The sequence below is a fragment of the Cupriavidus sp. YR651 genome, from assembly GCF_900101625.1.
GTDB lineage: Bacteria > Pseudomonadota > Gammaproteobacteria > Burkholderiales > Burkholderiaceae > Cupriavidus.
Window position 1 is genome coordinate 641,405 of record NZ_FMYZ01000002.1, and the last position, 12,800, is coordinate 654,204.

The 12,800-nt window shown below is 62.8% G+C and carries 16 protein-coding genes; 6 read left to right on the plus strand and 10 right to left on the minus strand.

The features are described from left to right. Positions 1–210: 210 nt before the first annotated feature. A complete protein-coding gene (locus tag BLR29_RS09110; RefSeq protein WP_092136715.1) occupies positions 211–522 on the plus strand; it encodes a hypothetical protein in 312 nt (103 codons plus the stop codon). On the opposite strand, the gene BLR29_RS09115 is transcribed toward BLR29_RS09110, so the two are convergent. The 8 genes from BLR29_RS09115 to BLR29_RS09140 form a co-directional block, all read right to left on the minus strand. After that, positions 519–1,715, minus strand: coding sequence for a zonular occludens toxin domain-containing protein (locus tag BLR29_RS09115; RefSeq protein WP_092136393.1), 1,197 nt, complete (start codon positions 1,713–1,715; stop codon positions 519–521). The genes BLR29_RS09110 and BLR29_RS09115 overlap by 4 nt on opposite strands. Next, complete coding sequence (locus BLR29_RS09120) at positions 1,708–1,932, minus strand: hypothetical protein (protein ID WP_092136395.1); 225 nt, start codon at positions 1,930–1,932, stop codon at positions 1,708–1,710. Before BLR29_RS09120 ends, BLR29_RS09115 begins: the two co-directional genes overlap by 8 nt. Position 1,933: 1 nt before the next feature. Then, complete coding sequence (locus BLR29_RS09125) at positions 1,934–2,278, minus strand: DUF2523 family protein (protein ID WP_092136397.1); 345 nt, start codon at positions 2,276–2,278, stop codon at positions 1,934–1,936. Between the two features lie 10 nt (positions 2,279–2,288). Then, positions 2,289–3,716, minus strand: a complete 1,428-nt coding sequence (locus BLR29_RS09130; protein WP_092136399.1) for a hypothetical protein — start codon at positions 3,714–3,716, stop codon at positions 2,289–2,291. 150 nt (positions 3,717–3,866) lie between these two features. Beyond that, positions 3,867–4,001, minus strand: a complete 135-nt coding sequence (locus BLR29_RS32785) for a hypothetical protein (protein ID WP_255371146.1) — start codon at positions 3,999–4,001, stop codon at positions 3,867–3,869. Between the two features lie 62 nt (positions 4,002–4,063). After that, a complete protein-coding gene (locus tag BLR29_RS32395) occupies positions 4,064–4,222 on the minus strand; it encodes a hypothetical protein (protein WP_176860901.1) in 159 nt (52 codons plus the stop codon). A gap of 281 nt (positions 4,223–4,503) precedes the next feature. Next, positions 4,504–4,656: a hypothetical protein gene (locus BLR29_RS32400; protein WP_176860902.1), complete on the minus strand. Its 153-nt coding sequence runs from the start codon at positions 4,654–4,656 to the stop codon at positions 4,504–4,506. 177 nt (positions 4,657–4,833) lie between these two features. Then, a complete protein-coding gene (locus BLR29_RS09140; RefSeq protein WP_092136403.1) occupies positions 4,834–5,139 on the minus strand; it encodes a hypothetical protein in 306 nt (101 codons plus the stop codon). A 163-nt stretch (positions 5,140–5,302) separates the two neighbouring features. Here BLR29_RS09140 and BLR29_RS09145 point away from each other — a divergent pair, with 163 nt between their 5' ends. Both BLR29_RS09145 and BLR29_RS09150 read left to right on the plus strand, forming a co-directional pair. Beyond that, positions 5,303–5,563 (plus strand): helix-turn-helix domain-containing protein, encoded by a 261-nt coding sequence (locus BLR29_RS09145; RefSeq protein ID WP_092136405.1) that lies wholly within the window; start codon positions 5,303–5,305, stop codon positions 5,561–5,563. 482 nt (positions 5,564–6,045) lie between these two features. Continuing rightward, the gene (locus tag BLR29_RS09150; RefSeq protein WP_255371147.1) at positions 6,046–6,924 is read left to right on the plus strand and encodes a DUF1653 domain-containing protein; all 879 of its coding nucleotides are present in this window, start codon (positions 6,046–6,048) and stop codon (positions 6,922–6,924) included. A 4-nt stretch (positions 6,925–6,928) separates the two neighbouring features. On the opposite strand, the gene BLR29_RS09155 is transcribed toward BLR29_RS09150, so the two are convergent. Both BLR29_RS09155 and BLR29_RS09160 read right to left on the minus strand, forming a co-directional pair. Next, positions 6,929–8,251, minus strand: coding sequence for a polyamine export protein PaeA (locus BLR29_RS09155; RefSeq protein ID WP_092136407.1), 1,323 nt, complete (start codon positions 8,249–8,251; stop codon positions 6,929–6,931). A gap of 77 nt (positions 8,252–8,328) precedes the next feature. Further along, on the minus strand, positions 8,329–9,282 hold the full coding sequence (locus BLR29_RS09160) for a LysR family transcriptional regulator (RefSeq protein WP_092136409.1): 954 nt from the start codon (positions 9,280–9,282) through the stop codon (positions 8,329–8,331). A 180-nt stretch (positions 9,283–9,462) separates the two neighbouring features. Between BLR29_RS09160 and BLR29_RS09165 the strand changes: the two genes are divergently transcribed. The 3 genes from BLR29_RS09165 (at position 9,463) to BLR29_RS09175 (ending at position 12,746) form a co-directional block, all read left to right on the plus strand. After that, complete coding sequence (locus tag BLR29_RS09165) at positions 9,463–10,740, plus strand: D-amino acid dehydrogenase (protein ID WP_092136411.1); 1,278 nt, start codon at positions 9,463–9,465, stop codon at positions 10,738–10,740. A gap of 93 nt (positions 10,741–10,833) precedes the next feature. After that, a complete protein-coding gene (locus BLR29_RS09170; RefSeq protein WP_092136413.1) occupies positions 10,834–11,745 on the plus strand; it encodes a glutamate/aspartate ABC transporter substrate-binding protein in 912 nt (303 codons plus the stop codon). 188 nt (positions 11,746–11,933) lie between these two features. Further along, entirely contained in the window at positions 11,934–12,746 is an 813-nt protein-coding gene (locus tag BLR29_RS09175) for a transporter substrate-binding domain-containing protein (protein WP_092136415.1), read from the plus strand. Positions 12,747–12,800 lie beyond the last annotated feature (54 nt).

Here is a 12,800-nt window from a genome sequence, read left to right on the forward strand (position 1 = left end):
TTTCGCGGCATAAACGGGCGACCTCCCAATTGCGAAAAGGCCGCAATTGGGCCCCTCCCATTTATTCCACGTTCCGAAGGGAGCGGCCTTGCATGTTCGCGGGACGACGAACTCAGCGGACTGATGCCGAAGCAGCTTCGGCAAGCCTCCCGGAGACCAAGACGCCGGGACTCAGAATCTAGCGGCCCGATGACCTTAAAGGCGGAAACCATGAACCAACTCACTCTCTCGCTCGCCGGCGGCATGTGCAACGCCCCGCTGTGGTTCGCCCTTCCGCGTAAGCGCCGCGCATCGCGCGCCAAGTTCGCTTTCCGCCCTTGGGTCCAGCTCGTGCTCAAACTGCCTATTCGCAAACTCATCCGCAATACCTCCCACTTCGTGTGGACGCGCCCCGATGGCAAGCAATTCGTCTGCCGCACCATCCGTCAGCTCGTAGCCCGCGTCATGGACTACGATGGCGCGATCCTTCGTGGCCTGCTGCCCATCGCGGAACGTCTACAAGCGTCGCGCCGCAAACGCTAACCTTCCGAGGCCTGAGGCACCGGCTTTTGGTTCATCACGCCATCTGCCGGCACCGCCGCAACCTGCGGCGCGTCGCATAGGGCCACGAGCTCGACCTGGTCGTACTTGAACTTGACCGCGCAGTCATTGAGCCGCGTGACCTTGTAGCCCGCCTCCTGCATCTGCTCGGAATTGCTCACGAATACCCGCTGGCCGTTCTGCGACATCACCAGGGCCACAACCATCCGTCCGTGCATGGTGGCAATGCCCGTGACGTGGATACCTAGCCCCGCGAAGGGATGGCCGCTTACCTGGCCATTGCGGGCCGACTGGCCATCACCAGGTGCGTGCTCATTGCCTGCGCGCGCACCTGGTGCAGAAGCAGGAGCGACCGCAGGAACAACACCAGGTGAAGCGGTGGCATTCCGCTGGGCGGCAAGCGGCTTGTCACGCGGCGCGCCCTTGAGCGGATTGACGCTCTTGCTCGTGGTGAGGATCACGACCAGGAGCACCATGCAAATACCGAAGCCGATGAAAGGCCAGCGACGCCACAGCGGGACAATGTCATTGGCGGTCAGCTCGGCGCCGGCCTGGCTCGTCTTGGTGTGGGAGCGATAGAACCGGAAGTACTTCGAATCATATTTCCGCACCCCGGTATTGACCACGTCGCCCCGGACACCGTCCACCACCTTACGGATATAGCCATTGTTCGAGCCAAACGCCGTGGCCTTGCGCACTCGATAGCAGACCTGCACCAGGTCAACGATGTCCTTGCAGACCTTGCCATGCGACTGCGTGATGAGCAGCACGTCCGCCAGCTCATGGCGGTGCATCGAGTACCACTCCCGCACCTTGCGCTGGGTGCCTTCCCTGGGCAGGCACATGTGCACCTCGTCAATGACGTAGAGCGGCCCCGCGCCATTGTCAGGATGCCGCCACGTATCTCCGTAGCACTCGCCCGTAGAGAAGGGACGGCGGTACACCTCAGAGTCCGCATCATCGACCAGGCCAAACGCCCCGCGCCGTGCCTCTGGCTTGCCCAGGGCATGACTGCGGATCTCCAGCAACGCCCGTTGCTCTGGCGGAAACTGGTCGAGCACCAGCGGAAGGTTAGTAATGACCTTGCGCCCGGATGCCAGGGCAGGGATCACGTGATACGCCACCGCCTCGTATGACTTACCGCCGCCAGGCGCTCCCAGGAGAAGGTTAATCATGGTCGCCATCCTGGTCGTCATCGTCCAGGGCATCGAACGCAGCCTGGATACGCTCGTACTTCTCCTGCAACCGCTCCAGACGCTCCTGGAGCGCCTCAATGCGATCGGTTGGCGCTGGCATTTGGTCCTCCAGCTCAGCGAGCTTGGCCTGCACATCCATGATGCGGTCCACAACCTCGCCATTGAACTCCATCAACTCGTCACGGCTGTATGACATGTCAGCTCCCCAAGCGCGTGAACGGGATCACCTGCAGAGTGAGCTTGATCAGGATCGCCGCCAGGATGATCGCCAGGGACTCGCCCACCCGAACCAGCCCGATCATGTTGACCAGGTCGGGCGGCATGCCGCTGATGTACTGCGCCGGGTTCATCGCCGCAAAGGCATCCGTCCCAGGCAAGCCGTTGAGCGCGGTCTGCGTCATTTTCAGAAGGCCCTCGACCAGCCAGCAGCCCAGGTCAGTGCCGAGCAGCCAAGCCGCGGCGAACGCCGCAACGGCGAGCGACCCCAACCAGGTCGCGAGCTTGACGATCTTGAGCAAGATCGCCGTGAAGAAAGCACCCATGTCCGCCCCCTTAGAAAATGATCTTGCGCGCCGTGAAGGCCGCCGTGGCCATCAGGATCAAGCCCACCGTCTGGAAGATCCAGCACGGCACGTCGAACTGCCGAGAGCCAAAATTGCCCGCCTTGCCCAGGTTGAACGACAGGCCCCACACCGGGCATTGCCCCGCGCCAAAGCTCGGGAACATCGTCTTCACCGCCTGGTAAAACTCAGTCGTCTGGATGTTCGGCTTGTTGTCCCGCCACACCCCCGCCAGGCCGTCCGGATACTTCTGCGTGTACAGCTTCGGCACCTCAGGCATGTCCGAGTCCTGGAAGGTGTAATCCGGCTTTTCCGACGACGACCCCGAGCCGACAGTGTTGCCCTGGGAATCCTTGGTAGTCGTGGTGGTCTCGTTGGTGACCGTGTAGCCCAGGGCGTTATCCCCCGCCGTGTTGCCGGTCTGACCGATCTTCATTGTCGGCGTGGTCGTGGACGTGGTCGTGTACGTCTGACCATCTGCACCAGTCGTGGTCTTGGTCGAAGGCTTGCCCTGGATCGTGGGCGAAGGAATCGTCCAGGAGGCCGCATCAACGGCATCCAGGGGCACCCATCCACCGTTGTCGTAAATATTCTTGATGACGTCAGGCGCCAGGTTCGCATGCGCGCCAAGGCCATTGGTGATAGCTGACTCAATCTGCGCATCCGTGGCCGGAGTCGCACCCTGTGCCGGGGCATAGCCAGGCGGCATACATTGCCCGTTGACCTTGGTCGAGCCAGGCTGAACACAAGTGCCGTCCGTGAAGCGATTAATACTGAGGTCTTCAAAAATCACACCGTTGTCAACGCGCTGACGCAAGCACCCATACGTCGTAGGGTGAACGCTAATGCCGGCATAAGTCGTCGCCACACCCGTGCCCGTTTTTATCCGGTCCGCAATGAGCGCCTTGCACAAGGTCGCGCCATCGCCGTACATCGTTCCCGTGCTAAGCGACACCAGCCCGTATTCCGTCGACGGGTAAGGCGTACCGTTAGGCGCCTGCTCAGGTGTGCCCGCTTTCGTCCACGCACCGTTGAGGTACGAGATCCCAGCCTCCAGCAGGAGCGAAGCCGCCACGGTGCCGGCGATCCCGCCAGGCGAGATCCGCGCGACGTTGACGATGCCTTTTCCCAGGGAAGACACAGGTGACTTGATGACGTCGATCACTGCCGTCTTGACCGCCGCCCCCATGCCCGACCCTGCGCCGACCTCCAGGACCGCCGTACGCTCCATCGTGGCGATCCCACCATTGAGCGTGACCACCTGGGGCGCCCCTGGATACCGCGCCCGGTTGTAGGCCGAAATATCGCGCGTGAGCTGGTCGATATTGGCCTGTGAGCTGGAACCGATGATGTTGCCGTTCGCGTCCCAATGCAGTTGCGTTTGCGCGCGCGCTTGCCCAATGAAAAACAGGGCCAACAAGAGCCCTGTCATTAACCATCCCAAGTAACGCTTAATCACGATGCCCGCCCCCGGAAAGCCATCAGAAAACAGAAGGCGCTCAAGCCCCCCAGGACAGCCATCAGGCCGTAGAAGAGTGCTACGAGCGCCCCTGTTGCCATCACTGACCCCTTAGGCCTTCTTGACGCCGCGCTTGCCCAGGTCGATGCCCTTGAACGCCATGTTGATGGCGATCACGACAACGCCCGTTGCAGCGACGAAAGCCGTCACGGTCGAAAAATCCACAGCAGCAAAAATGTCAGCCATTTCCAAACTCCCTTGAGGTTTGCCAGGGAAGCCGCCCCGACGCCGGTTGGGGTAGAGCCCCTTTAAACCTTGCGGATCATGTCCACCGCCACGCCGATGGCGAATCCCACCGACCAGGACACAACGACAGACATGAAGCCCCAGGAGAACACCGCCAGGACGTCCTGGGGCGTGATGCCGATGGTGGCGAGCTGGGCCAGAGTGCAGCAGGTCTCAGTCACGACGCGCCACCGCAGAAAGGGCAGAGCGGTACTTTGCGTACAGCGCCTGAGAATGAGCGCGGCGATCCTTCTCGACGGCCACATGTTCAGAGAGCAGAGACAGGAGCCAGCGCATCACTCACCCTCAGGTTCTTGCGTTTCGCAACTCTCCGGCGAATCGCAAACAGGGCAGTAGTAACCGCCCGTAGCCTCATCCTCGAACAGCGTCGATTGATCGACGCAGCCGCAATCCAAGCACTCGCGCCACCGAATTTCCTCGCCAGGATGACCCAACGCGCTCATCACCATTCCCCCATCAAACCGCCGAGTTCAGCGACAACCTTGCGCAATTCGATGCGCGTGAGACGCAGATGCATCGGCATGTCGGCATAGCGGGGATCGCGAAATTCGCACAGCAGATCGCCCAGGTCGAAACGAAGGAGCTCGCGATCCATCACCATTCCCCCATCAAACCTCCCATACCCTGAAGCACACGCGCTGCGTGCTCAGGATTGGCCTGCCAGTACAGGTCAGCGCGAAATTCGAGAAAGTTGAAGAGAAGGCCGCGAAGGATGTTCATCACCAGTCCCCGTAAACGAAACTGAGGCCGGCGAACCGGCCCCATCTTGTTGTTAGGCCGCTTGGGCCTGCTTCGCCGGTTGTGCCACCGGTCGACCATTCAGACCCTTCAGGCCCGACACTTCGAAATCGATACGACCGTCACGAACACGAGGCGAGAACTCGGGCAGGTAGTCACCTTGCGGCGTGTCCTTGAGCGCGTCCGCCAGCATGACCGTGCCCACGCTGATGCGCGGGTCCTCACCGTCGCGTTGCGCGGTAATGACGCACTGAGCTTCGTGCATGGTGTAGTCACGGCCCGTCTTGATCGACCGGCCCGAACGCGTGTTCACAGCAAGAATCGTCAGCTTGAAATTCATGGCTTGTTACCTTTCGAAATGAATGAGGCCGGCCGTGCCAGCCCGGAGCGGTTTACCCGCCGTCGTTTACGCCCTAAACTTCTGTTATTCCGTTCGAAATTATTACGTTCGGAACACACGAAGATTATTACGTTCGGAACAACGCAGCAAAGAGGAAATTTCTATGAGCTACCGCGAACTGATAGAGAAGGCGTTGCACGGTAGAAGCGTGTTGAAAGCAGCCATGGACTTGAACATCCCGCAGCCCTCTTTGCGGAAGTACTGCAATGGAGAGCGGATGCCCCCGTTCGACGTGGCCCTGCAGCTTGCGAATGAAGCTCAGATGGACCCGGGCGAGGTGTTCCTGATGCTTGCCCAAGAAGAGGCACGCAGGAGCGGCAAGGAGTTTAGGGGGATCGAAATGGACCCTCTCCGCCATTTATAAGAAGCTGTCCGGTTCGCCGGGCAAGCAACAAACTGTAGTAACACTCAAACCGACGCACTGCGCAAGCAGCCGTCGGTTTTGTTTTTCTGGCGCAGCGCTGGCAACCCTTCCGCAATCTATATTGGTGACGTGGCGCCATGCCATGGCAACCGGCAGGAGGGATGCCTATGAGTCGCAACACGCACTCAAATTCGAAGCGGCCGTCGCCGAATATCCGAATCGAGAAGCGGCACAGCAAGGACACTGATATGCAACAGGCCACGCAAGTGCATCGCGAGATGAAGATGCCCGAGCCCGGCGGCATGCGGCAGCGGACCCATCGCAAATAGCTGCAGCTCAGAATCCTGCATCACGACGCCCGGTATGGTCCGGGCGTCGTTGTTTTAAGATGACGCGTCTCCGCTGATGCCAGGCGGGCCGGCTGTCAGGCCGGCAACTCGCCAGCTCTCCAACTCGCCAATCCGTCCACCCGATCCGGCCACATGTCCTCGACCAGCACGCCCGTAGCGCCCGACAATCTTCCCGTATTGCCCGACGATCCCAACCTGATTGCGGGCATGCCGTACCGTCACTACAAGGGCGGCGCCTACGCCATCGCCGGGATCGGGCGGCTGGAGTCCGACCTGTCGGCAGTAGTGGTGTATGAATCGATGCGCGACCGGTCGCTGCTGTGGGTGCGGCCGGCCAGCGTCTTTGTCGAACCCGTGGACACGCCCGCGGGCACGGTGCCGCGATTCGCGCCGGCCTGGCCGGCGTCGCTGGCTTGTCTGGATTTCCTGTCACGCAGCGATGTGCTGGCGGTGCTGTCGCTCTATGACGCGCCATATCGCAAGTACCACGACCGCACGCATGTGCTCGAGATGTTCGAGGCCGCCCGCGCACGGGGCATCGCGCTGAACGCCGCGCAGGCGCTGGCCGTGTTGTTCCACGATGCGGTCTATGTGCCCGGCTGCGAGCACAACGAGGCGGCATCGGCGGCGTTGATCGAGACGATGGCGCCCAATGTCGATGCCTCGACAATCGCCGCTGCCGCCAGCATCGTGCGTGATACCGCCACGCATACGCCGTCCACCGACGATGCTGCCATCGTGCTCGATCTCGACCTGTTGCGCCTTGCCGCGCCGGCGGACGATTTCGATCGCTACAGCGAGGCAGTGTTTGCGGAGAATCGCGCGTTGCTGGCCGCGCGCACGGGGCTGGAAGGGGAGGCGCTGTGGCAGGCGTTCATGCAGCGTCGGGCCGCGTTCCTCGGCAAGCTGGCGGAGCGGCCGCGTCTGTTCCTGACCGATGCCTTCGCCGATGCGGAGGCGAGCGCTCGCGGCAATATCGTGCGTCTGCTGCAGCCAGGCGCCGGGGCCTGATCCGTCAGGCCGCGTCGGCGGGCGCGGCTGGCGTGGCCGGTGCGGCGGGCAGGCGCGACACCAGCAACTGGTCGATCTTGTGGTGGTCGATATCCACAACCTCGAACCTGAAGCCCGCCACGGTGATCGATTCCGATTTCTTCGGAATTCGCTTGAGCGAATAGATCACAAGGCCCGCCGCCGTATCGACGTAGTCTTCGCCGGGCAACGTGTCCAGGTCGAGCGCCTTCTTGAGGTCCCCGAGCGGCGTCAGGCCGTCGACGAGCCATGACGATTCGTCGCGCCGCACGATCTGCTCGTCTTCGGCGGAATACAGGATGTCTCCCATCAGTGCGCCGACGATGTCGTCCAGCGTGACGATGCCTACCACCAGTCCGTATTCGTTCATCACCACGGCAAAGCTCTCGTGCATCTCGCGGAAACGCGTCAGCGACTCCGACAGCGTCAGCGTATCCGGGATCACCCGCACATTCTTGTCGTGGTGCCGGCCGATGTTGCCGAGCACCGTGGCGCTTTCGTCGGCCAGCAGCAACTGCAGGATGTCCTTGGAATCGATGTAGCCGAGCACATCGTCGAGGTCGTGTCCGCAGACCGGATATTGCGCATGCGGCTGGTTGACCAGCTTGCGCCGCACGCTGTCGGCGGTTTCGTCGAGCGTCAGGTAGACCACGTCGTCCCGTGGCGTCATGATCGCCGTGATGCCCTTGGAATCGAGTTCGAAGACGTTTTCGATCAGGTGCAGTTCATGCTTGTGGAGCACGCCAGCCTCGGCGCCCGCGTCGACCATCGCCGCGATATCTTCCGTGGTGATCTGGTCCACGGGCTTGGTGGGCACGCCGAAGAGGCGCAGCATGGCATCGGCCGCGGCGTTGAAGATCCAGACCACGGGCCGGAGCACCTTGAGCAGCGTCAGAATCGGTCCGATGACGGCGACCGCGCAGGCCTCCGGGAAAGTCATCGCGATCCGCTTCGGAATCAGGTCGGCAAACTGGATGAACAGCAGCGTGACCACGAGGAAGGAGCCGATATTGGCGACGCGCTGCGCATGCCCGGCATCCATATAGGGGGCCAGCGCCTCATAGACGAGGTCGGAGACATGCTTCTCGCCGAGGATGCCGGCGAGGATGGCCACGCTGTTGACGCCGATCTGCACGATCGTGAAGAAGTTGCCGGGCTCCTCCTTGAGGAGCAGGACCTTGGTGGCGCGGCGATCCCCGCGCTCGGACAAGACTTGCAGCTTGGTGCGGCGGGCGGCGGTCAGCGCAATCTCGGAGATCGAGAAGAACGCACTGATCAGCACGAGAAGAATCAGGGTCAGGACGAACATGTTGGTTTCACGCGCCTGTCTGGGCGTGTTGATGATGGTGCACGGCGCGATGGTCTGTCAATCTGGCCTCGCGCGCGCTATTTGGTGACGGGGTCGAATTGCACGGCCGGCGCGTCCAGGCGCTGTGGCAGCGTGGCCGCGAGTTCCGCCGCTGCCGCCGCGAATTGCGTCTGCATGTCATCGACAAGACTCGAAGCGCCGCGATGGCTCGCGCGCAGGCGCTGGATCTCGAATGGCAGCATCGGTTGCACGTCGTGCAACGCCACATTGGCGGGGTTGGCGCTCAGTGCCGTGTACTGGTCGAGCAGCGTCACACCCAGCCCGGCATCGACCAGCGCGAGCGCCAGCGAATAGGTTTGCACCTCGAGCGTCGAGTGCGGTTCCAGCGCATGGCGTGCCAGCGTCTGGCGTACCAGCAGCCCAAGCGAGCTGTCATCGTCATAGCCAATGAACGGCCGCTCCATCAGCTTGCGCATGGCGACGGTACCGCGGCGTCCGCCTGCCGGAATTGGCTGCGTGCGCGGCGCGGCCAGCAGCATGCGGCCCGCGGCCACCGGTTCGCTGGTGATGGCTTCATGCCGCGGTGGCGAGAACGCGAAGCCGACATCGATCTGGTTGGCGAGCAGCGCGTCAACGATCTCGTTGGTGTGGTGTGTCAGCACCTGAACCTGCGTTTCAGGATGTCGCGCACAGAAACGCCGTACCGCGGGGACCAGCAGCGGATTGGCCAGGCTGGGCGTCGCGGCAACCCTCAGGCGTCCCGCGCCCTTGTGCCGCAGGCTTTCCGAGACGCGTCGCACACGCTCGATCTCGCCATATAGCCTTTCGACATCGCCGTAGAGCGCGGTGGCTTCCGGCGTGGGCTGCAGCCGGCCGCGCACGCGCTCGAACAGGCGGAAGCCGAGAGAGGCTTCGGCATGCTGCAGCACGCGTGTTACCACGGGCTGGGAGACATGGAGCAGCCGTGCGGCCTCGCTGACAGTGCCGGTCAGCATGACGGCGCGAAAGACTTCGATCTGGCGCAGACGCATTGTTGTGGTGCGGAGAAAAGCCTTCAGTGGTGCGGGAAATGGTGCTGTGCACTACGGGTAAGCCCGGGTGGCGGCCATCCATAGCCTGAAGACATATTCTGGCACGTATTGGCATTGGGCAAGCCGCGCCGGGTCGACTACGCTCTGGCCCATCGTATGTTCTGAATGCAAGGCAAGTCGATGCGCGTAGCAATCGTAGGAGCCGGCGTGGTCGGCATGACCACCGCCTGGCGGCTGGCCCATGACGGTCACGAGGTCACGGTGCTGGAGCGTCATGACGGTCCGGGCGAGGAAACCAGCTTTGCCAACGGCGGTCAGCTCAGCTACAGCTACGTGGCGCCGCTGGCCGGTCCGGGCGTGTTGTCGAAGGTGCCCGGCTGGTTGCTGGATCGCGATTCGCCGATGCGCTTCCGCCCGACGGCTGACCCGGCGCAGTGGCGTTGGCTACTGGCGTTCGTGCGGGCATGCAACGCCGCCACCAGCGAGGCAACAACGCGCAAGCTCCTGCGGCTGGCGTTTTATTCGCGCGACCTGATGCAGGCGTTCGTGCAGCGTCCGGAGGCGCGCGAGGAAGGCGGCGGCTTTGATTTTGCGCGGCGCGGCAAGCTGATCGTTCATCGCGACGCTGCCGCCTACGAATCGGCTTGCCGCCTGCTCGACTACCAGGCCAGCCTGGGTTGCGAACAGCAGGCGATGGACCGCGACGCGACCGTCGCGCTGGAGCCGGCGCTGGGCGGCATCCGCCATGACATCGCCGGGGCCATCTACACGCCGAGCGAGGAAGTGGGCGATTGTCATCGCTTTTGTCTGTCGCTGGCCCATCTGTTGCAAGGGAAGGGCGCTGTGACGATGCGCTTTGGTACGCGCGTCACGGGTCTGGTGCAATCGGGTGACCGCGTGACGGGGGTGAAAACGGACGAAGGCGAGGTCCGCGCCGACGCCGTGATCGTGGCGGGCGGCATCGGCAGCGTGCCGCTGCTGCGCCCGCTGGGAGTGCGCCCCATGCTCTGGCCGCTCAAGGGTTACAGCATCACGGTGCCGATTGTCGACGGGGCTCACGCGCCGCACATCAGCGTGACGGATTTTGCGAACAAGATCGTCTACGCGCGGATCGGCAACACGCTGCGCGTGGCGGGCATGGCGGATCTGGTACGCGGCGGCGCCACGATTGACCGCGAGCGTGCGCAGACGCTGGTCACGCAGACGCGTGCCGTGTTCGGCAGCGTGACCAATGGCACCGACCTCGATGCGCTGCAGCCGTGGGCGGGGCTGCGGCCCGCCACGCCGGATGGTCTGCCGATGGTCGGCGAGTCGCGCGTGCGCGGGCTCTGGCTGAACCTCGGCCATGGTGCGCTCGGATTTACGTTGGCCATGGGCAGCGCAGGGCTGCTCGCCGACAAGATGGCGGGCCGCAAGCCGGCCATCGATGCGGAAGATTTCAGTGCAGCGCTGGCGTAGCCGGCGCACACGGGTTGTGCTGGAAGTTTGAGAGTTGGTTGTGAGATTGCCTCAAGTCATGCCATTAAACCAAGCCCCATCAAGGAGCGAAACATGAAGCAACTGCCTGTCCGTCTGACCCCCACCGCCCGCCTGCTGGCCGCTGCCGCGCTGGTCTGCGCCGCCACCGGCGCGCACGCCGCCGATGGCGACACGCTCAAGAAGATCAAGGACAGCGGTGTGATCTCGCTCGGCTACCGCGAGTCCTCGATTCCGTTCTCGTATTCGGACGGCAAGGAAGTCATGGGGTACTCCCATGAGATCCTGTTGCAGATCGTCGACAAGATCAAGACGACGCTGAACATGCCGAACCTGCAAGTCAAGCTGACGCCGATCACCTCGCAGAACCGTATCCCGCTGATGCAGAACGGGACCATCGACATCGAGTGCGGCAGCACCACGAACAACCTGGAGCGGCAGAAACAGGTGGCGTTCTCGAACAGCCTGTTCGTCTACGGCATCCGCATGCTGACCAAGAAGGACTCGGGCATCAAGGAGTTCCCGCAGTTGAAGGACAAGAACGTGGTGACTACCGCCGGCACCACGGGTGAGCGCCTGCTGGTCAAGATGAATGGCGAGCAGGGCATGAACATGAACCTGATCAGCGCCAAGGATCACGGCCAGTCCTTCCTGATCCTGGAGACGGGGCGCGCGGTCGCGTTCGTCATGGATGAGCCGCTGCTGTATGGCGAACGGACCAAGGCCAAGAACGCGGGCGACTGGCTTGTCGTCGGCGCGCCGCTGCAGACCGAGAACTACGCGTGCATGTTCCGCAAGGACGATCCGTCGTTCAAGAAGCTGGCCGATGGCGTGGTGGCGGACCTGATGACGAGCGGCCGTGCCGAGAAGCTCTACGCCAAGTGGTTCCAGTCGCCGATCCCGCCGCGCGGCATCAACATGAACTACCCGCTGTCGCCGGACATGAAGCAGTTGTTTGCGGAACCGAACGACAAGGCATTCCAATAAGCGAGGGGTCGCAGCCGGTCCGCCACGTCGGGAGGCGGATCGGTTATATAGCCATAATGAATCGTTATTTCGCTGGTGATAGCGTTTGCGGTAGTGTGTAGCCCGTTATAGGCTCATAGGGCCACCGGCGCGCCTCCAGAAAATGAAGAGCGCAGCCGGATCTGATACCGCATCCCACTGGAGAACATATGCGATCGATTCGTACGGGTTGGTTCAAATCCCTGCTCGCTGCCGCGCTGCTGGCTGGCACCGCAGGCCTGACTGCCACCGCTGCACAAGCCGCGGACTTGCTCGACACGGTAAAGCAGGCGGGTGTGCTGAAGATCGGCGTGGAAGGTACCTACCCGCCGTTCGGATATCGAGGCGCCAAGAACGAGCTGGAAGGTTTCGACGTCGATGTGGCGCGGGCCATCGCCGGCAAGCTCGGCGTCAAGCCGGAGTTCGTGACTACTGAATGGAGCGCGATCATTGCCGGCCTGCAGGCGGGCAAGTTCGACGTCATCGTCAACCAGGTCGCCGTCACGCCGCAGCGCAAGCAGGCGCTCGATTTTTCCACGCCGTACGTCTACTCGGCCGCTCAACTGATCCAGCGCAAGGATGACAAGCGCGAGTTCAAGTCGCTGGAAGATCTGAAGGGCCACAAGCTGGGTGTGAGCCTGGGCAGCAACTACAACGAGCTGGCCAAGTCCGTGCCCGCCATCGACGTCAAGACCTATCCGGGCGCGCCCGAATACCTGCGGGATCTGGCCGCGCAACGCGTCGACGCCGCGCTCAATGACCGCCTGATGGTCAACTACCTGATCAAGACCGCCAACCTGCCGCTGCGGCCGGGCGCCGTGGTGCCGGGCGCCAACACGGAAGTGGCCATCCCGTTCCGCAAGGACAACCCCAAGTTCGCACAGGCCATCGACAAGGCCCTGGATGATCTCCGCAAGGACGGCACGCTGGCGAAGCTGTCGAACAAGTGGTTCGGTTCGGATGTGACCAAGCCACTGAAGTGATGCTGTTGCAGCGCAAGCGGCGGTTGCCACGCTGCTTGCGCTGATGCCAAGTCC